The sequence below is a fragment of the Nostoc sp. KVJ3 genome (genome assembly GCF_026127265.1).
In the GTDB taxonomy this organism is placed as follows: Bacteria; Cyanobacteriota; Cyanobacteriia; order Cyanobacteriales; family Nostocaceae; genus Nostoc.
The window spans coordinates 54,026-75,709 of record NZ_WWFG01000013.1; the positions used below are offsets into that span (position 1 = coordinate 54,026).

At 39.3% G+C, this 21,684-nt stretch carries 25 protein-coding genes; 19 read left to right on the forward strand and 6 right to left on the reverse strand.

The window, feature by feature from the left end:
* Positions 1 to 148: 148 nt before the first annotated feature.
* Both GTQ43_RS39715 and GTQ43_RS39720 read right to left on the reverse strand, forming a co-directional pair.
* Positions 149 to 727 (reverse strand): pentapeptide repeat-containing protein, encoded by a 579-nt coding sequence (locus GTQ43_RS39715; RefSeq protein ID WP_265278126.1) that lies wholly within the window; start codon positions 725 to 727, stop codon positions 149 to 151.
* Positions 728 to 965: 238 nt separating this feature from the next.
* Positions 966 to 1,859, reverse strand: coding sequence for a tyrosine-type recombinase/integrase (locus tag GTQ43_RS39720; RefSeq protein ID WP_265278128.1), 894 nt, complete (start codon positions 1,857 to 1,859; stop codon positions 966 to 968).
* An 87-nt stretch (positions 1,860 to 1,946) separates the two neighbouring features.
* Between GTQ43_RS39720 and GTQ43_RS39725 the strand changes: the two genes are divergently transcribed.
* A complete protein-coding gene (locus GTQ43_RS39725) occupies positions 1,947 to 2,414 on the forward strand; it encodes a double zinc ribbon domain-containing protein (protein ID WP_265278129.1) in 468 nt (155 codons plus the stop codon).
* Positions 2,415 to 2,437: 23 nt separating this feature from the next.
* A complete protein-coding gene (locus GTQ43_RS39730) occupies positions 2,438 to 5,416 on the forward strand; it encodes a Tn3 family transposase (protein ID WP_265278130.1) in 2,979 nt (992 codons plus the stop codon).
* A 796-nt stretch (positions 5,417 to 6,212) separates the two neighbouring features.
* Here GTQ43_RS39730 and GTQ43_RS39735 read toward each other — a convergent pair.
* Entirely contained in the window at positions 6,213 to 6,572 is a 360-nt protein-coding gene (locus GTQ43_RS39735; RefSeq protein WP_265278131.1) for a hypothetical protein, read from the reverse strand.
* A 203-nt stretch (positions 6,573 to 6,775) separates the two neighbouring features.
* On the opposite strand from GTQ43_RS39735, the gene GTQ43_RS39740 reads away from it, so the two are divergent.
* From GTQ43_RS39740 to GTQ43_RS39815, 16 genes are all read left to right on the forward strand, one after another.
* The gene (locus GTQ43_RS39740; protein ID WP_265278132.1) at positions 6,776 to 9,103 is read left to right on the forward strand and encodes an NACHT C-terminal helical domain 2-containing protein; all 2,328 of its coding nucleotides are present in this window, start codon (positions 6,776 to 6,778) and stop codon (positions 9,101 to 9,103) included.
* 322 nt (positions 9,104 to 9,425) lie between these two features.
* On the forward strand, positions 9,426 to 10,004 hold the full coding sequence (locus tag GTQ43_RS39745) for a cupin domain-containing protein (protein ID WP_265278133.1): 579 nt from the start codon (positions 9,426 to 9,428) through the stop codon (positions 10,002 to 10,004).
* Between the two features lie 598 nt (positions 10,005 to 10,602).
* Positions 10,603 to 11,631, forward strand: a complete 1,029-nt coding sequence (locus GTQ43_RS39750; protein WP_265278094.1) for a hypothetical protein — start codon at positions 10,603 to 10,605, stop codon at positions 11,629 to 11,631.
* The gene (locus tag GTQ43_RS39755) at positions 11,628 to 13,394 is read left to right on the forward strand and encodes an ATP-binding protein (RefSeq protein ID WP_265278095.1); all 1,767 of its coding nucleotides are present in this window, start codon (positions 11,628 to 11,630) and stop codon (positions 13,392 to 13,394) included. Before GTQ43_RS39750 ends, GTQ43_RS39755 begins: the two co-directional genes overlap by 4 nt.
* An 8-nt stretch (positions 13,395 to 13,402) precedes the next feature.
* Positions 13,403 to 14,584 (forward strand): exonuclease SbcCD subunit D, encoded by a 1,182-nt coding sequence (locus GTQ43_RS39760; protein WP_265278096.1) that lies wholly within the window; start codon positions 13,403 to 13,405, stop codon positions 14,582 to 14,584.
* On the forward strand, positions 14,571 to 14,759 hold the full coding sequence (locus GTQ43_RS39765; RefSeq protein WP_321162569.1) for an AAA family ATPase: 189 nt from the start codon (positions 14,571 to 14,573) through the stop codon (positions 14,757 to 14,759). Before GTQ43_RS39760 ends, GTQ43_RS39765 begins: the two co-directional genes overlap by 14 nt.
* A gap of 38 nt (positions 14,760 to 14,797) precedes the next feature.
* A complete protein-coding gene (locus tag GTQ43_RS39770) occupies positions 14,798 to 15,055 on the forward strand; it encodes a hypothetical protein (RefSeq protein ID WP_265278134.1) in 258 nt (85 codons plus the stop codon).
* Between the two features lie 35 nt (positions 15,056 to 15,090).
* On the forward strand, positions 15,091 to 15,609 hold the full coding sequence (locus GTQ43_RS39775) for a hypothetical protein (RefSeq protein ID WP_265278135.1): 519 nt from the start codon (positions 15,091 to 15,093) through the stop codon (positions 15,607 to 15,609).
* Positions 15,610 to 15,760: 151 nt separating this feature from the next.
* Positions 15,761 to 15,952 carry a hypothetical protein gene (locus GTQ43_RS39780; RefSeq protein WP_265278136.1) on the forward strand — a complete coding sequence of 64 codons (192 nt, stop codon included), beginning with the start codon at positions 15,761 to 15,763 and terminating at the stop codon, positions 15,950 to 15,952.
* 118 nt (positions 15,953 to 16,070) lie between these two features.
* On the forward strand, positions 16,071 to 16,541 hold the full coding sequence (locus GTQ43_RS39785) for a hypothetical protein (protein ID WP_265278137.1): 471 nt from the start codon (positions 16,071 to 16,073) through the stop codon (positions 16,539 to 16,541).
* A 653-nt stretch (positions 16,542 to 17,194) separates the two neighbouring features.
* Positions 17,195 to 17,572, forward strand: coding sequence for an SbcC/MukB-like Walker B domain-containing protein (locus tag GTQ43_RS39790; RefSeq protein ID WP_265278138.1), 378 nt, complete (start codon positions 17,195 to 17,197; stop codon positions 17,570 to 17,572).
* Positions 17,573 to 17,767: 195 nt separating this feature from the next.
* A complete protein-coding gene (locus GTQ43_RS39795) occupies positions 17,768 to 17,992 on the forward strand; it encodes a hypothetical protein (RefSeq protein WP_265278139.1) in 225 nt (74 codons plus the stop codon).
* Positions 17,993 to 18,306: 314 nt separating this feature from the next.
* Positions 18,307 to 18,540 (forward strand): hypothetical protein, encoded by a 234-nt coding sequence (locus GTQ43_RS39800; RefSeq protein WP_265278141.1) that lies wholly within the window; start codon positions 18,307 to 18,309, stop codon positions 18,538 to 18,540.
* Positions 18,541 to 19,025: 485 nt separating this feature from the next.
* Positions 19,026 to 19,460: a DUF4365 domain-containing protein gene (locus tag GTQ43_RS39805; RefSeq protein ID WP_265278142.1), complete on the forward strand. Its 435-nt coding sequence runs from the start codon at positions 19,026 to 19,028 to the stop codon at positions 19,458 to 19,460.
* Between the two features lie 52 nt (positions 19,461 to 19,512).
* Entirely contained in the window at positions 19,513 to 19,851 is a 339-nt protein-coding gene (locus tag GTQ43_RS39810; protein WP_265278143.1) for a hypothetical protein, read from the forward strand.
* On the forward strand, positions 19,826 to 20,056 hold the full coding sequence (locus tag GTQ43_RS39815) for a hypothetical protein (RefSeq protein WP_265278144.1): 231 nt from the start codon (positions 19,826 to 19,828) through the stop codon (positions 20,054 to 20,056). The genes GTQ43_RS39810 and GTQ43_RS39815 overlap by 26 nt, the downstream gene beginning before the upstream one ends.
* 30 nt (positions 20,057 to 20,086) lie before the next feature.
* On the opposite strand, the gene GTQ43_RS39820 is transcribed toward GTQ43_RS39815, so the two are convergent.
* The 3 genes from GTQ43_RS39820 to GTQ43_RS39830 are packed head-to-tail and all read right to left on the reverse strand — an operon-like array spanning position 20,087 to position 20,759.
* Positions 20,087 to 20,266: a hypothetical protein gene (locus GTQ43_RS39820; protein WP_265278148.1), complete on the reverse strand. Its 180-nt coding sequence runs from the start codon at positions 20,264 to 20,266 to the stop codon at positions 20,087 to 20,089.
* Positions 20,215 to 20,574 carry a tyrosine-type recombinase/integrase gene (locus GTQ43_RS39825; RefSeq protein WP_265278145.1) on the reverse strand — a complete coding sequence of 120 codons (360 nt, stop codon included), beginning with the start codon at positions 20,572 to 20,574 and terminating at the stop codon, positions 20,215 to 20,217. The genes GTQ43_RS39820 and GTQ43_RS39825 overlap by 52 nt, the downstream gene beginning before the upstream one ends.
* A gap of 47 nt (positions 20,575 to 20,621) precedes the next feature.
* Positions 20,622 to 20,759, reverse strand: a complete 138-nt coding sequence (locus tag GTQ43_RS39830; RefSeq protein WP_265278146.1) for a hypothetical protein — start codon at positions 20,757 to 20,759, stop codon at positions 20,622 to 20,624.
* A 708-nt stretch (positions 20,760 to 21,467) separates the two neighbouring features.
* On the opposite strand from GTQ43_RS39830, the gene GTQ43_RS39835 reads away from it, so the two are divergent.
* On the forward strand, positions 21,468 to 21,674 hold the full coding sequence (locus GTQ43_RS39835; RefSeq protein ID WP_265278147.1) for a hypothetical protein: 207 nt from the start codon (positions 21,468 to 21,470) through the stop codon (positions 21,672 to 21,674).
* Positions 21,675 to 21,684 lie beyond the last annotated feature (10 nt).

The following is a 21,684-nucleotide window of genomic DNA, read 5'->3' on the forward strand; positions in this document are numbered from 1 at the left end:
CTAGACTCAAAAAAGCCTTTATTTGCAACGAAAAATCAAGCCGAGGGTATCTTGCAGGTTTTTACAATCTACTGGCTCAATGCTTATTACGAAAAGCCATAAATTTTGCTTATTTATCTTATGCATTGACCCATCGTGGAGAAGTTGTTTATTTGTAGAGTTCTTGATTAGTAGCCTTTGGAGACAAAGGGGTTTTATTGTATGGTTTTAGTAAAATGCCGGCACCGATGAGAGCAACCAAAATTGGTACGGCTACATACTGAACACACCATCTGATATTTTCGGCTTTAGATGCAGAATTTTTCAAAATTGCACCTCGATTTTTCAGATCGTACTTCATATCTTCAGTTAGTCCATCACAACCTTCAAATACTGCATTTTCCACTTTCACGTCACTCAATATAGTGTTGCTCAATTTGACTTTTCTCAGGATAGAACACCGTAAATCTGAGCCAGTTAAATTTGCGCCAGCCAGATTCGCTTGAAACAAATTAGCCCCATTGAGCTTTGCATTATGCAATTTAGCCCCGCACAAACTAGCGTCTGTTAAATTGGCACCACATAGTTGTGTATCCTTTAGATTGGCACCATTTAAATTACAGTGACTCAAATTACAACCATTGAGCTTAGTGCCTATGAAGAGATAGTGGCTAAAGTTTTGGTTGCTCAAATCGCGGCAGCTCAAGTCTTGCTGGGAAAAGTCATTATTATTTTGAATCGAATGCATAGATTTTTACTTGTGTGTGAACAGGGCATCACCGTGCCAAAACGGGAAAATTGTACGCTAAGGGTGAAAGCCTTGTCCAGCAAGCATCTTAGCCACTGTTTTTTTTACCCTTCACCCTTGAGCGGCTGATTACCCTTATTTTGTTGGTGCAGAGTAGTATGTATTCCCTGCACCAAGCATGGTATGTTTTGACAAAAGTATTTTTTTATTATCACACTTGCTCAGTTATATGCTGAAATTATTCAGAAAAATTTGGTAGGTTTTTCAACGCCAATTGTGCCACAAATTCTGCACGTTGTGACGTTACTTTTTGATACCGTAATGTTGTCTGAATGCTTTCATGTCCCATGAGCGCCCTGAGTTCTTCAATGCCCATTAATCCCACTCGCTCTGTAGCAAAAGTGTGCCGTAGGTCGTGAATATGAATTTCTTGGAGTTCAGGACTATCTATAATGAGCTTAGTCCAGGATTTATGCGCCATACGGTAAGAAAGGCGGGATACTTCTAAAGTCTTTGGCTGTTGAGCAGTAAACAGGGCTGGATGCTTAGGATGTCTATAATATTCAATGTAGTGATTTAGACTTTGATTCGCTACTTCACTGTAAAAACACCACCGTTGCTTGTTGCCTTTCCCAACAACCTGAAATTTCTGAGCTTTGAGGTCTATGTCATCTAAATTTAGAGCTAGTACCTCAGCAATCCTAGCGCCACTGGTATGCAACAAACGCACCAATGCAGACAAACGAACATCTTTTTTGATGACACGATACAGAATACTTAATTGGTATGGAGTAAGGTAACGCACAACCTCATCTGTAGCGTGTTCTCCTTGTTCTCGACTGGGTTTACGTCTTGTGAGTCCCGCAACCGGATTGGATTTGAGATATCCCATATCAACAGCAAAACTGAACAAAGCCGTGATTACAGCTTGATGACGGTGGTGGGTCGTATAGGAAACATCAGTTAAATGATTGAGATATTCCATCAAAACTTGTCTGTCGATGATTTCTATTGACCATCGACCGTATTCCTTGAGCAAGGGGATAATCGTAGACTGATATGAACGCAGAGTACTTTTGGCTAGTCCTGGACGCTCTAAAAACTTGGTGGCTAAAGCTGCTAAAGTCATCATTACTTTAGAGGAGCTTTTTACAATTTATTTAAATAAAGGTTTAGATATTAACTTATCATTAACAAATATATTTTCAGATATATTTTGATGATTGTAACAGAACATTCAACGCGACCATTGGGAGAAGAAGGGCTTGCTAATTACGTCCAGAGATTGCGAGGTCAGCTTTCTTTAACCCAAAAAGAGTTGAGTTTCAAAGCGGGAATACATATCCAGACCATCCGCAAAATTGAGGGTGGACAAACGAATAGACTCAATCAAAAGGCTAAAGGCGGTCTAGCTGCTGCGTTGGGAATACCACCGGAGTACCTAGATGCGGCGGCGAAGAAAGTCTCCCCAGAAACAATAACTACGTTAAAATTTTGTCCTAGATGTTGGACTCCAGGAACTACCCCTGACCAAATGTGGACAGACTTACGGTCGAAGTATTGCTTTGCTTGTGGTACAGCTTTACGGAATCGCTGTGTTAGTTGTAATGAACCAATTATGTCATTGAAATTTAAATTCTGCCCTTACTGTGGCGCGAATTATAAACAAAATCAAACTACTTCTTAAAAACTGAATATCCAGGTATCTAATTGGCAACGCGCGAACTTTTATCTCCGACACAACGACTTCAATTTACTGAAATCCCCGATTCTATCACGACAAGAGATATAGCTCGCTACTATACTTTTAGTAATGACGAACTCAAAGTTATCAAAGAGCGTCGTAGACCGCACAATCGTCTTGGTTTCGCCGTACAGTTATCTTACCTACGCTTCCCCGGTCGTGTTTGGAGTTTAGGAGAAATAGTCCCAGAATCTGTACTGTTTTATATTGCATCTCAATTAAAACTTGACCCGACAATCATCACCGAATATTCCCAAAGGGATACAACTCGACGCGAACATCTGGCAGAAATTCAAAACAATTTCGGATTTCATACTTTTAATATATCTACATACAAGCAATTTTCAAAATGGTTATTACCTTTTGCAATATCGTCAGATAAAGGGATGGCGCTTGTGGGAGCGTTGATTGATGAGATGCGCTTGCGCCAAATTATTATTCCAGCTATTTCTACGATAGAACGTTTAGCCTGGGAGGTCAGACATCGCGCTCAAAAACTAGTATGTCTTGAGTTGACTAAAAGTTTGACAACATTACAAAAGACGGCGCTGGATAAGTTATTAATTGTAGAGCCTGATCAAAAACTGACTGATTTAATTTGGCTACGTCAACCACCAGGTCAGGCTAATCCAAGAAACTTTTTAAAAGTGGTGGAACGATTGGAGTTTATTCGCCATCTTCATCTTGACTCTGGATGCTTGAAACGAGTACACCAAAATCGGTTACTACAATTCACTCGAACTGGTGCGAAGTCTACACCTGCTCACCTATCTAGGTTGGATGAACTGAGACGCTATGCTATTTTAGTTGCTTTTCTCATTGAATGGAGTGCGTCATTAGTCGATTATGCCATAGAAATGCACGATAAAATGATGGGTAAATTGTTTAACAAAAGTGAGCATCAGCATGGGGATAAGTTTCAACATGATGGCAAAGCAATTAATGAGAAAGTCCGATTGTATGCTCAAGTAGGTAAGGCGTTGATTGCTGCTAGAGATGAGTCAATTGATGCTTATGAAGCGATTGAATCAGTCTTAAATTGGGAAAAGTTTATTAGTAGTGTTGCCGAAGCTGAAAAGCTAGCCAGACCAGCAGATTTTGATTATCTTGAACTGCTTGATAATCGTTATTCACAATTGAGAAGGTATACACCAAAATTGTTAGAAGCGTTTGAATTTAAAGCTACTGGAGCCAGTTTACCGATTCTAAAAGCTTTGTCAGTCATTAAAGAATTAAATATATCTGGTGGTCGAAAAGTACCGGAATCTGCGGATATTAGTTTCGTTAAACCTCGTTGGTTAAAACACGTAGTTAAGGGCGATACTATTGACCGTCACTACTATGAGATGTGTGCTTTGGCTGAATTACGCAGTGGCTTGCGTTCTGGGGATATTTGGGTAGCAGGCTCGAAGCAGTTCCAAGATTTTGAGGATTATCTGTTACCAGATAGCTCATGGCAGTCAATGTGTTCTTCTCAAACGATACCTGTGGCAGTAACGACGGATTTCACTACTTATATTGAACAACGCTCACTTGAATTGTCTGAACAATTAGCGTTTGTTTCTTCTTTAATGGCAGAAAAGAAACTGGTTGATGTCAGGATAGAGAACGAACAGTTAATTATCACTCCTCTTACCAATGCTGTCCCAAAGGAGGTTGATGGATTTAGCAGAACAGTTCATAGTTTACTGCCAAGAATTAAGTTGACTGATTTGTTAGTAGAAGTTGATTCTTGGACGCAATTTACGAAACATTTTACGCATTTACATTCAGGAGAACAAGTATCTGATAAAGTTGTTTTGTTAAGTGCCTTACTTGCTGATGGGATTAATTTAGGTTTAACGCGGATGGCGGACGCAACTCAAGGAATGTCCTTTGAGCGTTTAGCTTGGGTGGCAGATTGGTATATTCGTGATGAAACTTATTCCAAAGCAATGGCTGAGGTGGTAAATTTCCATACACAAGTGCCTTTTGCTGCTTATTGGGGTGATGGAACAACATCTTCTTCTGATGGACAACGGTTTAAAGCGGCTGGACATCGTAGTTTTAATGAAGAGATCAATGCCAAATATGGTAAAGATAGAAGCGTGATTTTTTACACGCATATTTCCGACCAGTATGCTCCGTTTCACGTTAAGGTAATTAACGCCACGATTCGGGATGCAACTCACGTTTTGGATGGTTTGTTGTATCACGAGAGTGATTTACAGATTCAGGAGCATTATACGGATACAAGTGGCTATACCGAGCATGTCTTCGCAATGTGCCACCTGCTGGGATTTAGATTTGCACCTCGAATGCGCGATTTACCTGATAAGAAATTGTATACTTTTGAACCTAGTTCTCCTGATTCGCCTTTGGCACCCCTCTTCGGTGACAAGATTAATGTGAAATTAATTCAGGAATCTTGGGATGAAATTCTACGCCTTGCTAGTTCAATTCGGACGGGGACGGTGACTGCTTCTTTGATGTTAAGGAAATTAGCTTCTTATCCTCGGCAGAATCGTTTAGCTTTAGCTTTGCGGGAGTTGGGAAGAATTGAGCGGACTTTGTTTACTCTCTCCTGGTTGCAAAGTCCAGAATTGAGACGACGGGCTACGGCAGGACTAAATAAGGGTGAGGCAAAACATACCCTGAAAAGAGCGGTGTTTTTTAATCGGTTGGGGGAGCTGCGCGATCGCTCTTATGAAGACCAGTTTTATCGGGCCAGTGGGTTGAATTTGGTGATTGCTGCTATTGTTCTGTGGAATACGGTGTACTTAGAAAAAGCCGTGGATTATTTGCAGGAACAAGGGATGAATATTCCTGAAGAACATTTGCAACATTTATCACCGTTGGGTTGGGAGCATATCAATCTCACTGGTGATTATGTCTGGAATTTGAAGCAGGCAACCAGTTTTGACCATCTGCGTCCTTTGCGAGTTAAAGAAAACAAGTATCGCTGAAATGCTTATCTGATATAATTTTCAGCCTTAGCGTACAATTTTCCCGTTTTGGCACGGTGATGCCAACAGGCGTAATTAGAGAGAAGCTGCCAACTACGCTTTTGTTATATAAAAGCTCCCAAGATTTATCCACTGCTATACAAGGGCGAATTAACGAGAAGACTCATAAATTATGGCGACCGCAAAAAAACAGAAGATAAAGACTGCAATACGTAAAAGCCATTCCCATACACTTAGGTCTAGAAGCATCTGAACAATTGTGGAAGCTCCAAAAACTCTAGATATGACCAATGCAATCGCAAAACCAAGCAGAGTCAGCAGAAAATATTTCAGACCCTTACAAGCCCAATCGAATAAGAGATTACGGTCATCATTTAGTTTAGTTTTCATGGTTTTTACCTTTTTCAGAGTGAAATTTAGAGAGAAATGCACCCTCGACTACAGCAACCGAGAGTAGTTGCAACACGCTAAAAGTTTGATACTGCGTTTATGTGTGCATCAAAACTGACAATTTTTCCTGGACTACATATTTTCTCCGCTCACAGTAGAGGATGAACACCTCTAACAACTTGGAGCCGTGTAGTTTTGTTCAAGTAATTGCATCTTACGATTTTGTTCATAGATGTCAGACCCTCATTTTCTATGTAAATTCCAACAACAAAGCTGGTCAGCGACATATCACTGACCAGCTTTTGTGATTAAGTTCTAATCCTCCCAGCTTGCTAATAAACTAAGTTTTTAATTATTCAATTTAGTTCAAACAACTATTTTTTACACAAAAAGCAGATGCAATAAACTAAACCGCTTTCTTTGACCCCGTACATATTCGGTAGGAAAGTCCAACTGTCACAATGAATGTTCTTGTATCAGGATATTCTAGATTAATAACACCATATCCATGCCCCAAAGATAAAGCAGTGAGAGCCGCTTGCAGAAAAAGCGATGGACAATTAATCTCTTTATTCTCGACTAAATTCATCAAATCAAAAAGTGATATCGGAAGGGAATGCTCAAGCGCAAAATCTCCTAGTTGTTCTTTAGAAAAACTAAAGCTGCCTACATTCGGAACAAGCAAATCTAAATTATTTCCCTCTATAGTTCTTAACCTAAAAGCTAGCGGACAACCTGGCCTAGGCATATTTTTAATTAATTCCATAATCACCCCAGTGTCCATAAAGCCTTAGCCTCCTCTTGTGCGAGTGCGCTTGCGCCTGTGTTTGTCTACGTGTTGTTCTCAGTATTGCCTCAAATGATATAACAATGTCGGTTTATCTGTCAAGCAATGTCGGTCTTAAGATTTTTACAGGTCGGTTTATGGTGGTACTATAATGGCTGTAAAGCTTTTTGATGCAGACACTTATGGCAAAACCAACTTTACAAGCTTCTCCACAAGGAATCCAGCTTGTCAAAGAAGCGTTAATCAAGCGAGGATTAACGCAAAAGATGCTAGCCGATAAGCTAGGAATTCATCGTTCAGTAATTAGTGCCTTGCTTAACGGCAAACCGATTTTATTGGAGAATTTTCTCCAGATTGGAGCAGACTTGGGTTTTGATCAAGACTGGTACAAAATTACTATCTCCGAACCAATGGTTAACCAAGACTTAACTGAGTCGAGTCATAAAGACGAGGCTGAGATAACATCTTTGGTGCAAAAAGTACGCAGTCAGGTAAGAGATATCATTCAAGAATGGTGCGGCACAATGCGCGTTCTGGATATGTCGCAACCGATAGGGATAAGTCAAATCTACACAGATGTCAATATTTTAGAGAAGCTGACTGCTCATAAACGTAAGACAATTAAAGAATTCCTCGCAGAATCTAATTTAGAAGATTTGGAAAGATTTGGATTAGGCAGGGTAACTGAAGAACGAGTTCTGGGCGAAAGTGCAGTCAAAAAATATAAAAAACTAATTGTTCTAGGGAAGCCAGGAGCTGGAAAAACAACTTTTATCAAGCATCTAGCTCTTCAGTGTAACCAGGGAATATTCCTGCCCAATCTTGTTCCTATTTTTATTAATCTCAAGTATTTTTCTGAATCTCCTAATTCTCCTTCTATATTAGAATACATGGGGCAATTATTTTCTGAGTGTGGAGTAAATGTAGAGCAAATTCAAGAACTATTTGTACGGAAATCAGTTTTGGTTTTACTAGATGGATTGGATGAAGTAAAAAATGAACATTACGAACGAACTTTAAACGAAATTAGAAGTTTATCTAGAATATATTATGATAATTATTTTATTATTACCTGTAGAATAGCAGCTAAAGAATACTCTTATAATGTATTCGACAAGTTTACTGAGGTTGAAGTAGCAGATTTTAATGCTCAACAAATTGATAGATTCATCTCTCAATGGTTTGAAAATAAAAATTTTATTAAAGCAGAAGAGGTAGCTAAAGCATTAAAAAATAATTATCGTTTATCTCAATTAGCAGTTACACCTCTACTATTAACTTTAATATGTTTAGTTTTTGAAGAAAAATGTAATTCTCCTAATAATCGTTCAGAGTTATATACAGAAGGTATTGAAATTCTTCTCAGTAAGTGGGATGCTAAACGAGGAATTCAACGAGAGCAAGTCTATCAACAACTATCTCTTCAAAGGAAGAAAGATTTATTAAGTTATATTGCTTTTAAGACTTTCAAAGAGAAAGAGTTTTTCTTTTCTCAAAAAGAAGCAAAAAGTTATATCAAAGAATATATACAGAATCTACGCAGTAATGCTGATAGAGATAAAGAAGATATCCAACTAGATAGCGAAGCAGTTTTACACGTAATTGAGGCACAGCATGGACTTTTAGTAGAACGAGCTAAAGGAGTTTATTCCTTTTCTCACCTCACTTTTCATGAATACTTTACTGCTCGTGAAATCAATATTAGAAAGCGATCAGAGATAGAAGCTTTTCAAGAGTTAGTGAACAATTTGAGCGATAGCTACTGGCGAGAAGTATTTCTATTATCAGCAGAAATGGCTCAACCAGATGCTTCATTACTTTTCAAAATAATGAAAGAAAAAATTGATCAAATTCTAGACAATAATGAAAAACTACAAAATTTTCTTGGTTATGTACACAAAAAGTCATTAATTCATTATAATTCTGTGAAATCATCTGCTATACGAGCTTTTTATTTTGATATTGATTTTGATATAGATCAAGAGCGACGACTCAGTTTACTACTAGATAGTTCAGCTAATTATTTAGTTTGCGGAAGCTTTTTTGCTCGCGTTTTTCAAGATACTGATTTTGAAGAAGGTATTCATATTGCTGAAAAATACGATAAAAATATAGCTCAAGGAGAACAAAAAATTATTGATGTATCCTCAGCTAATGAAGCTATGTATATTGCTGTCAAATATGCTCTTAAATCTAAGCAGTTAGACCAAAAAATAAGAAATGCTTTAGAAGAAATATACTATAAAGATACTCAGCCTGAGAATGAAGAACAGCTGAAGCGTTTAGCTGATGATTCTAGAAGTCTGGCTAAGGACAACCGTCAAATAGGAAGTCATCCTTGGCAATTTAATGATGACGAGACTAAATTGCTTAAGAAGTATTATGAAGCTAATCTACTCTTAGTAGAGTGTATGAATACTGATTGTGTTATTAATCCCAAAGTTCGTAAAGAAATTTTAGATACATTAATCTTACCTATTGATGATAAATCAGCCTTATCCTCTGAATAGACTTATCATTGTATAAATTGATTAAATTATAACTTAATCGTCTATTTATACTAATTTCTAATAACTGGGTAAGTTCTTTATATAATTTGGTCAAATTAATCAGATATTTGATATGAATAATATAATTTAGTAAAAAACCATGTTACCGCTAGGATTACTAGAGTTGACATAAGTTGATTGCCTAACTTTGATATAACTGAATTGAAGTAAATTGGAATCATTTTTGCCTAATTGTCTATTTCCTTTTTCAACAAGGGTTTCAGGTATTTTTGTACCTGAAATGTCTCAAGTCCCAATAATAAATACGTAAAGTAAATCGATCATGAAACTTCAAATTTATCAACAGTTAACTCATGGTGATCTTTCTAAATTTAACGAACAAGCACCAGATAGTTTTATGGCTTGGAATGGAGAATCTATTCAACTTCCCGATACAGGAACTCATTTTGGCTTTGTTTACAGCGGTAATCCTGTTTTATATCGCAGTGCGGGTTTGCAGGACTACAAACTTCACCCTGGTATGTACTTCAGTTTGCCTGGAGAAGGTTGGGTTGGTGGTAAAGATTCATCGGGTTTTTTGGTTACTTGTCCAGCTTTTAGAGGGGTATTTCTTATCGGAGGGGCAATTGAATCCATTGGTCGATTGGGTTACATCAATGGAGGTACAGATAATGTGCTAATTCCCCCAATTATGCAGGGAGATCCTTGCCTTAATGCTCTCTATTTCCCCCCAGGCGTAGATCAGACCGCTCATACTCATCCTAGCTATAGGCTAATCATTGTAGTCGAAGGCAGTGGGGAGTGTGAAACACCTGATGGTACTACTCCATTGCAGCCAGGTATTACTATTTTATTCCTGCCAATAGCCTTCATAAGTTTCGGACAATGGAAGATAAATTAACTGTTATTTGTTTCCATCCTGACTCTGACACGGGATTTACTCATACTAATCACCCAATGCTTAAGCGTACAATAGTTTCGGGTATGAGTGCCTCAAATCTGCCAGAAATTCAAACAAAAACTTTTATGTAAAGTTTATCCTCTGGATAAGCTTATTCCGCCCCCATTACACGTATCACTAAAAAAGTGGAATCTCCGTCATCATCAATCAAAAATTAAGAAACGCTTCTGGCTCAAAACCGTAGATGGCTGACCACAAGCGTTTTTGGTTGGTAATGGTGGGTGACTCTTTTGCTCAACATTGGCTTTTGACTCTGAAGTGACAAATTATCAAAAGCAGACAGGACAAGGGTTTCCAGACCATTTTGCAGAAAATTACTCAGATATCGGCTCAATACCATACTGCCTCTTGGCTCAACGTGAAAGTTGTGCCAAGAGGCGCAACACCAAATTTATTCGATAGTGAAAATTGTATTGTATAAATCAAGTCAACTGATGCAATGAAATGAATCTATAAAGTTGGCAATTTTAGACTAATAAGAGTAATGTTGAAAACATAGCATTTATTAAAACCATAGTATTTACTGAGCAAAAGCCAAATGTTAGAGGATAATTATGTAAGTAACTTTTGGCGATCGCATAACTTTCGTTTGGAACCGTGGGGAAATGACTACGAGCCGCCAATTCAAATCAGCGAAGAGCTTTCACTGTCTGAAAGTGATGTAAACCCGATAGTAGAAACTGATAATTGGGATTGTTTTGAGTCTTCTCAGGCGCGATCGCTACCTAATCACCTCATTTTTATCGACGGGCGTCGTCGGCTAGATGCTGCACTTGTCGGTGGCGATGGTAACACGATAACATACGGTGTTTTTGGAACAATTGCCGTGGGGGCTGTGGTAGTGGATCGGACTATTCCCAAAGCGAGTTGCATTGAAATTGATGTTCGTCGAGTTTTGGGTTTTGGTGGAGAGCAAGATGCAGTATCAACACCCATCCCTTGTCCTTTGGGAAGCAAAGCAGAATTACTCTACACGGCAATTAAAAGCAATCAACCGAATACTCCCGAAGCACGGGGTGCAATTGTCCAAAATGCCATGCTAGCAGCAGAGGAACAGCTAGTAAGCAAAGTAAATGTAAAAAATGCAGATACTTTGGTAATTCGGGATGGTGCATTGCGATATGAATCGCCAACATCTACCTTGGGCTACATCAAGACAATGCACAAACAATACCTGTCTGAAAATTATGCTGCCCTCCTGTGGAAATTATTACCAGGACAGCGCACGCCTATTTTTCATATTAAAGATAGATCCCAATACTCCTGGTATTTGAAATCGGGTGATTCTCAACATTCCGCGCAACAACTTGGCTACCACGATTTGCATGGCATCGTGCGGCTGGAATTATCTAGCAAAATTGATATAGAAACAGCTAAAGAAATAGCTAATCAAACTTGCTATTTAATTCCCTATTATGCTTCCCATCCATCACGAGATCCCCGCGCACCACAAAACCTTGCACCTGTTAGTGCTTTGGAACGGGAATTAGGCAGAAGAATGGGCAATGCAATACTAATTAAGCGCCGACTGCAATGCTTTCTGGCATCATTTGGAGGTAATAAATGACATCTTCTGAACCAATTGGTTATGTATTAGGTACTAAAGAAGCTACCCCTTTGGAATTTTGGATAGCAGTGGATGCCAAAAAAGTTTTACGGCTAGATGATGTTGTAGAAGTGCAAACTCAACGTCCAGACGGTGGGGGAATTGTGCGTTTTTACGGTGTGGTGGATTATGTTCGTACTCAATACGAAGGAGCGCAATTTGATACTGACACTTTCTTAGTTGCTAAAGAAGGTATTTTACCAATAAATATTTCTTACACTGCTCACGTTCAAGTCACAAGAATTGAGCCAGAAGAATATTTACCCCCACAACCAGGCGATCCAGTTCACCTCGCTGTCGGTAAGCAGTTGGCATCAGCTTTGTATTTTGACAGCATGGATACCCCAATTCCATCTGGTATTATGAATAACGGCAATGCCGCATATTTTAACTACTCATTTATCAATGGTGAGAAAGGCGCTCATGTAAATATCTCTGGGGTTTCGGGAGTTGCTACTAAAACATCCTATGCTTTGTTTTTGCTATATTCTATTTTCAATTCTCCGGTTTTAGGTTCTTATAAAGCTAATACTAAAGCGCTAATTTTCAATGTTAAAGGTGAGGATTTATTCTTTTTAGATAAACTCAATCAAAGTTATGGCAATTTAGAAAACCAAAAGGATAAAAATAAATATGAATTGATGAACTTGCCAGTACAACCTTTTAAAAGTGCAAGTTTTCGGGCTACGCCAAAAAGAGATTCACTGACGATTGATTCTGATTTAGAACAGCGTTCTGAGGGGATATCAGTTTATTTGTGGAGTATTCGGGAATTGTGCCGCGATCGCCTGTTTCGCTTTTTATTCACTGGTGAGGATTTAGACCGAGGAAATTTATCCTACTTAGTGACGACAGTAGAAGAAAGATTAGCACGGCTAGCAGAGGAAAATGACCAGAGCGATCGCCAGAGTCGGCGCAAACCGCAAGCTTATTTACAAGTAGAAGCGTTTGGGGAAGAAGGCAAAACACAAATTAAAACCTTTAGAGATTTAATTGACTTTTTAGAAGACAAACTTCTCAATGATGAAGATAGAGAAGAAAACAGGCGTTGGTTAGGGCGAAATGTTCCAGCTACGGCTGAAGCAATGATTCGGCGTTTGTATGGTATCAGTAGTGAAGTTAACCATTTAATTCGCGGGGATTTATCACCAGATGAAGTTGCTAAATACCAACTCGACCCAATAGCTTCAGATGCTCAACTAACTGTAACTGATATCCACAAACTCAGTGCCCGCGCTCAAAAATTTGTTGTGGGTGTTTTACTACAAAAGCTATTTTTTCAAAAAGAAAAACAGGGAAGAGAACCCGTTGTTTTTATCGTTCTGGATGAGTTGAACAAATATGCACCCCGTGATGGACGTAGCCCGATTAAAGATTTGCTGGTAGACATTGCAGAACGGGGGCGATCGCTAGGAATTATTTTAATTGGCGCACAGCAAACCGCCTCAGAAGTCGAACGGCGCGTTGTTGGACAAGCAGCTATCCGTGTTGTGGGTAGGTTAGATTCAGCCGAAGCAGAACGTCCAGAATACAATTTTTTGACAGGTTCGTGTCGCAAACGAGCTTTGTTTCTTAAATCAGGCACGATGTTTGTGCATCAGCCAGAAGTCCCCGCACCAATTTTAGTTAACTTCCCCTTCCCCGCCTACGCCACTCGCAAAGAAGAAGTATTTTTTAGCCAAGCAGAAATTACCAGCATCGAAGCTGATATTGACCGTTTTTAGGAGGAATTGTGCGTTTAATTCATACATCTGACTGGCATTTGGGGCGTCACCTCAAAGGCAAGGATCGTACCCCAGAAATTGAATTTACTCTGAATGAACTTTTACGACAAGCCAAAGAATTAGAAGTTGATGCCGTCTTAATCGCAGGCGATATTTTTGAAACTCCTAATCCTGCATCTGATGCTGAACGAGTTGCGTATCAGTTTTTTGAGGGGTTGCGAAATGCCAAAATTCCGGCAATAGCGATCGCAGGTAATCATGATTCTGCTTCCCGCTTTGATGGAATAGCTAATCTCTTGTCTTTAGCTGGCGTGCAGATTTTAGGGAAACCTCGTCGCGTCAACCAAGGAGGTTTAATTAGCATAGAAACGCCTAACGGCAAACTGCGTGTAGCTGCTATGCCTTTTGCTTCAGAACGACGACTATTGACAGTTGAAAATCTGTGGACAATGGACGAGTTACAGCAAATAAACCACTACAGAGAAAGGGTAGGCTATTTGCTCAACAACTTAGCCACTGGTTTTCAAGATGATAGTGTGAATATCCTCATGGCTCACCTCACTGTTGATGGTGCTAAATTAGCCAATTCCGAAGCCCGTCATCACACCAAAGAAAGCTATGCCTTGGCTGGACAAAGCCTACCTGCTGAAGCTCAGTATATTGCTCTCGGACACATCCATAAACCCCAACAAATTCCCGTTGCGGCTCCTACTTATTATTCCGGTTCTTTGATTCAAGTGGACTTTGGCGAAGCTGAGGAAGAAAAAGGATTTTATCTCATTGATGTTGAACCAGGTTCTCCTGCAAAAAAACCGGAGTTTATATCTATCCCCTGTCAAAAACCTTTGCAGATACTCGAATGTGAATTGAGTGATTACGAAGAAAAGCTAGAACCTCTCCGTGATTATTCTGGTTATTTGAAGGTAATTATCAACTTGCAAACACCTCAAATAGGATTAGCTGACAAAATTCGCAAAATTTGTAGTGATCAAGTGCTGCAAATTGAGCCACGTTATCCAGAAGCGGAATCAAGGCGGGAAAAATCTGTAAAACAAGAAGAGTTTGATCCAGTGGAAGAATTTAAGCGCTACTTCCAAGAGGAATTAAACACAACACCTGCTCCCGCCGTTTTAGCAAAGTTTAAAGAACTATATCAAGAAATCAAGGAAACCCAAGATGCGACCACTTGAGCTAACTTTAGAAGGTTTTACCAGTTTTAGGAATCAGGCAAAGATTAATTTTGAGAAACTGGAATTATTTGCTATTACTGGCCCAACTGGTGCCGGTAAATCATCTTTGCTTGATGCGATGACTTTGGCACTATATGGGAAAGTAGCAAGAAAACTCAACCCAAAGAATTGTTGAGTCAGGGAAGTTTAAAATTACAGGTATCATTACGATTTTTGGTAAATCAAACTGAATATCTAGTCTTTCGCTCATGGTCATATCGTACTAAAACACCCCAAGTAACTTTTAAATTAGAAAAGCAGATAAATGGTGATTTTCAACCTTTTGGAGAACAAAAGGAAGCAGAGATTAACGCCATTGTTGAGAAAGTTTTAGGGATGAATTTGAAACTTTTACTAAAGTTATTCTGCTTCCTCAAGGACAATTTGATGAGTTCCTCAAAGGTAAAAGTGCTGATAGACGGAAGATTTTAAGCAGTTTGGTTGGATATGAAAGAATTTTTGAAAATATGTGTTCGCAGGCTGGGACACGAGCTAATATTATTAAAGGTGAATATAACGCAATTCAAGAACAGCTAAAAAATCTAGATTTATCATTAGATATAGAACTGAATTCTCAACGGCGCGATCGCTCTCAGTTTCTAGCAGAAGAACTACCCAGATTACATGAAACAGTTATCAAGACACAAACAGCTTTAGCTGCCGAAAAAGGATTATTGCAACGTCTGAGAGATTTAGCAAATTGGCAACAGCAACTTGAAGAATTAAATAAAGAAACTCCAAAAATAAGTGAATTAAAACAGCAATTAGAACAAGCACGAGTTGGCGATCGCTTATCTGCCACTTGGACATCAGTCAATTCGGCTCGTCATCGATATGACAAGACTCGATCTGATGTTGAGATTGCTGCTAAAGCTTTGGTTGAGAAAGAATCAGCTTTTAAAATTCAAGAAGATAACTTTCAGAAAACACAAGCCTATGAAGCTGAAATTACACCGCAACTAAAAACAGCGAGAAGAAGCTCTTAATGCTGCCAAAATCTATGAAGAACAGCATCGTAAAATTCAGGAAGAAGTAAAACGCTTAGAAAAAATATTAATAGAAAAAAATCAGCTAATAACTGAGGCTGATAAAGCTGTAAAAAAGGCTGAAGCTGAATTAAATCAAAAAATTCAGATATTGACGAGAGCTAATAATGAACTGTCTCAATCTTCTCCTGGTGGTACAAGATTAGAGCAACTTAATCAAGTGACACCACTACTAATTAAATGGCAAGAAATCCAAAAGCAAGTTGAAAGCGATCGCACGAAGTTACAACAAATTACTCAAGAGTTAGACACTGCTGAGTTTAATTATCAATCTGTTATTTAAACTTCCAAAAATCTGAAGCAGAATGCAATCAATCTCGTGTTGCATTAGATACTGCTAGACAAAAAAATTATGCTGCGGCTTTACGTGCATTGCTGCATACGGGTGATGATTGTCTAGTATGCGGTGGAATTTATCCAGAAGCCCACTTATTACCACAACTAGAATCTTCAGGCGATATCAAAACATAGAAAAACGTGATCGCGCTGCTGAACAAAATCGCCAAAAATCTACTGAAGCAAAAACCCAAGCTGAAACCACAAGAGAACATCTGAAGAAACAACAAACTGAGTATCAAAAAATATTAGCAGAAAAAGAAGCTGAACTTGAAGCAGAGACAGAACAAATTGTTGTCATATTAAATACAGATAAATGGGAAGTTAAGGCACTTGAACAAGAACGCCAATCACTACATAAAAGTAATACTAATTATCAGACCTATTTCATACTTAAAGAAAAAGCAGAGGCGGAAATTAAAGCTAGTGAACTCAATTTGAATTTTGTTAAAACTAAGTTGTTAGATACGCAAACTCAACATCAAGACCTAACAACTGAAATAGACCAAAAACAACACAAACTCAGGAAATATTAGATACAATTTCCCAGCTTACTGGTAGTGATTCTTATGAGAATTTATTCCAAAAACTAGAAGAAGATAAACGAGATTTAAAGCATCGCATTCAGCATGAAAATCAGTGCTATCAAACTGCTCGTGATGAATTTCGGCAAGCTCAACAAAGTGATGTAAAGGCAAAGAAGACTTTGATTCAGCTTCTGCTGAAAGGAACGTCTAGAAGCTGAATGGCATACTAGTTTACTATCTGCAAACTTTACAGAGCAAATATTTCAGCAATCTAAAGTACCCCCAGAACTGCAAAAACAATGGCAGCATAAAATTGATGATTACAACACTAATAAAATTCAGTTAGAAACTAATATTAATCGAGAACTGACGCAATTGGTGACAGAACTACAAACGCAGAAATAATTGCCCAGTATGAAAAATCTGTTGCTGATGCTGGAGAACAATATAAACAAGCACAAGATGAATACAACGATTTAAAACTTTTGATTGCTAAAGCTGAGGAACAGCGAGAACAAGTAGAGAAATTGCAAGCACAACTATCTACAAACAACAAGAGCTAGAATATATCAAATTTTGTCCAAAGAGTTGAAATCGGATCGCTTTCAAGACTATATTCTCCAGCATTTTGAACGTGAACTAGTAGAACAAGCAACAGTCTTTTGCTGGAACTTACAGAACAGCGATATGCATTGAAATATGAAAATAAAGAATATAGAGTAGAAGATAACTGGAGTTGTGGTGAAACAAGACGAGTCCAAACCCTATCCGGTGGTGAAACCTTTGCTACTTCTTTATCCCTAGCTTTGGCACTTTCAGAAAAGTTGTCTAGAGGAGCTAAATTAGGTAGTCTGTTTATAGATGAGGGATTTGGAACATTAGATGCTGAAACTCTGCAAAGTGTCTCAAGTATCCTACAATCTTTGGGTCAGCAAGAAAAATTAGTTGGCGTGATCACTCACTCCCGCCTTGGGAGAAGAGTTAGGAACGCAAATCAAAGTAAGAAAATTTCCAGAAGGCCTCGAATTATTATGGCGTAAACTTCAGTTTCAAGCATCGGTAAAAATCTACGTTATGAGATCGCTTCTCCTGTCCAAAACTACCTTGCTAGTCTTCGGTACTTAAAGCACCAATACACCTGGTATCCAGAAGTCAAGATATCTAGATTTATAGATATTTGATATTTAGGTATTTTTTATATTGATATCTAAATATCTAGAGGTTTAGAGTAATATATGTATGCTTGGCTATATCGAATTGGGGGTTTAACCCATGCGAACCTGCTCATGCATCTCACTCTCCGTGGTCAGGGGAAAACAACCACTATCTTCTTTACCTCACTGCTACTAGCACGACTTGGCTTACGAGTGTTGACTATAGACGCAGATTCCACAAGCAAATCTGACTTTTATTTAAATCACGAGGTAGACCCAAACCAGCCCAGCTTATTGAAGTGCTAACTGGCAAGTGACAACAGAAGATGGTATTTACCCTACCACCCATGAAAATCTATTTCTTATCCCAGCGGATAGGGACTGTTTAAGGTTTCAGATTTCCTCAGTAGCAGTGGTACGGGAGCATTTATCCTCAAACTACGCCTCAAATCTGTAGCCATATTTTGATTATGTCCTGATTGACGTGCAACCATCGCGCTCCCAACTGTGCCTAACAGCAGTGGAACGTCTGATTATGTCATCATCCCGTCGAAGCCAACGTTAAGGGAACCAACAGCTTAATTGATACCCTGAGCTTCTTAACAGAACAAGCCAACTTAATGGCATTTACAGGGAGAGTATTAGGGATAGTTCCTTTTCGAGATCGCTGGGTAGGAAACACCCAAACCTTAGAAGGTAGGCAAAATATTGAAGCGATGCGAGAGTTTGCTCTCGACATCCCAATTTTACCTTCTATCCGCGAGTCGGAGAAGTTTAAGAGTGCAATCCGACAAGGCAAGCTGTTGTCAACCTGGGGCAATCCGACCTGCAATATCCGTTGGCAAAATTATTGAGGCGTTAACTCATGAGTGATGCACTAGAGCGATTGAAGCAGCGGAGCCGTCCTTCTGTCAAAAGTCGAGATACTTCGTAGATTCTGGAAGTCCAGATACCTCGATATTAGGAACCAAGAAAGTGCGATACTGAATAACAGAAAATCAGGCTAATGTATCTAAACAGCCGTTGCAAACAAAGCAAAGTACGCTGCGGTTGGAGCAGGGAGTAAGCTCAGCCTACAAGAGGTGTGTCGGGAGAACGGCATTTGTCGAGAGGTTCTGATTGAAGCCATGTTTGAGTATTGTGAGGCAAATCCAGAATTTCTCAGTGCAGTGTTATCTGAAGCGATAACGAAGAATGATTACAGCAACAAGTAGCAAAATATGCGACGGGCGAAGTCGATGATGCAAAAGTTCTCTTAGCGCATTCTTATGAATTGCCATCAAGCTTTGAGTAATAATCGATGCTGTTGGCATTAGCTTGATTTGTAATTTGTAATTTAATGGATATTAACCAACAAAAAGAACAATTTAGCATCACCTATATTAGAGCCATCGCCGCCGTTGCAGGTTATTCTTTATATAGACCAGAAGTCGATAACGACAGCGTAGATTTAGGTATAGTCAGCAGGGGCGGTACAGGTAAAATTCTTTCCCCTAGACTAGAACTACAAGTAAAATGTACATCCAGAGATATTCTGGATGAAAACTATATTAAATATCCCTCAATCTCAAAAAACTATAATGATTTAAAAATCAATGCCCTTGTCCCTCGGATTTTAGTAGTCGTTTTAGTTCCAGAAAAGATAACAGACTGGTTAAAGCAAACCGAAGATGAACTTTGTATAGACATTTGGTTACTGGGTATCCTTGCGCGAAATGCCAGACACGAAAATACAACCAATGTTACTATGAAATACCCCGTAGTAATCAGTTGACACCCCTATCACTCCAATCCATCATTCAACGCATTAGTTTTGGAGATTTACCATGAAAGTTACTATCAAAGATAGTGAAAGACTCAAAACTGTTAACCCTGATGTTATCCAGGCGCACTTGCAAGCAACAGGTTGGCATGAAACCGGGCGTATTTATAATGATGCTGGGGCAATTTGGCGATTAAAAAAATCTGACGCTCCTGAATATGAAATATTGCTACCTCTCCAACATAGTTTAGGAGATTATGCTGAAAGAATCAGCGATATATTAAAAACATTAGAGACAGTAGAAAATCGTGACCAAGTTGAGATATTAAGCGAATTTTATTACCAATTATTCCAATTTCACTGTGCAAGGCGTAATTATGCAAATTGCCACTCCATCAATTGATTCTCTGAGTGGAGAAATTACTTTACTAGGTGAAGTTTTTGATAAATTACGAGAAATAAAAACCGAACTAGCAGACCATGATTATATCTTAGCCATTAAAGCTTATCAGGAACGTTTACCAATTCGCTGCACAGGTGATTTAGTAAAAGTTGATAATCATTTTCTACTCGAAAATCCCCACAATTTGCTTCTTAATAATATCTAACTCCAGCAGATCAATATTTTGAGCTTTTTTCTAAATCAATTCTGATATTGAGTCGCTCATCTGCTTTTGTAAACGCTGGCGGTTATCATCATATTTCAAAACCGTCTGCACTTGGGCGTGTCTGCTGAATCGCTGAGTAGCACGGTAGTTCCCATTGTTCAGATCCAATACTGTAGTAATCGCACTGTGGCGGACACGATGCGGTGACATCTTCTTAGTAATTCCGGCTTGCTTGCATAGCCCATCACCAGTCGCCTGATTGCCTCCCCGGTTAATCTCGCTCCATTCTTGTGGTATGCCAGCACCGTGAAAAGCGCTTCATTACTACGTTTCTTCTTACTTACCTTTATCCAACCGGAGATTGCGTCGGTGGTTCTTTCCGATAGGTCAAGAACTTCCTTCTGGCTACCCTTGCCTTTACCCAGGATTTCAAGAGTTTTTTCCTTGGCGTTAAAGTCACGCACATTCAAATTGACTATCTCCTGACGACGCAAGCCATTATCCCAAAGTAACCGCATAATGGCATAATCGCGCTTGCCCTTAAGGGTAATGCGGTCAACTAGCGCTATGACTTGGCATAGTCCTCGGCTGGAATGCCCATTGTGTCACGGTAGGTTTCGACCTTTTCACCTTTGACATCATCTAAAGAGAAAATTGCACACACCCAGCCGTCGCCCCATCTCAACCATTGACTTGATAGCACTAAGGCGACGATTCACTGTAGCTTCAGCCAGCTTTTTCTTGATGAGGTGTGCCTTGTACTTGAGAACCACAAACGGCATGACGTTGTTCCAGGTGAAGGAATTCCAAAACCAAATCCCGGCTGGGTTCTTTTCTTAACGACAAACAGAAAAAAATCTTTCAGGTCTTTCTGGTATTCGCGCTTGGTGTTGGGCGATCGCTTGTCGCCAATCAACTGCCCTATTACATCGGGGTCATTCTCTAGGGAAAAATCTTCGCCGATCGCTAACGCAAGTGAGTTTTCTAGAACAACTAAGATTTTCCGGGTGAATGGGGTTCATGGGTTTGTCAGCAGACCTTAAGGGGGAGCAGCATCGGTTTAATACTCTTGCTACATCTTAGTTGTAAAGAGCGTATTTTTTGCGCTAAGTGGTGCGAAAAGGGCTATTGTCGCACTATTGCTTGAAGCAGCTGGTGGTGGGGTTTGGGGAGTTATGATCAAAGAATTGACAAATAATTTGCACGATTACTAGAAAATTAATTCTTGTCATGTGTAAGCCCTGACTATTTGACTAAGTAATAATGCTCCTGTAGGCACACTTAATTCATCCGCCGATTTATCGGGTGCAAAAAATTGTACTGTTTGTAGTTAGACGAGTCTATTCTGGCTGAGATAGACAAAAATATAGACAGCAAGTTAGACGAACGCCTGGGGAGAGTTGAACGGCGGTTGCTAGAACAATTTAGACAAGATGATATCCAGCAACCGCCAGAAACATTAATGGAAATTAGCCCAGAGACTAGACCAGATGATAGACAAGAAACGACTCCACCAGATTATCAGACAATCCGTGATCGCATTCTTAAATCCCTGATCACAGGGCGTGGAAGGATCGCCACGTCAGCACCTCAATATAAAGCGCGGTCAAGGCGTTAGACAGGTTTAT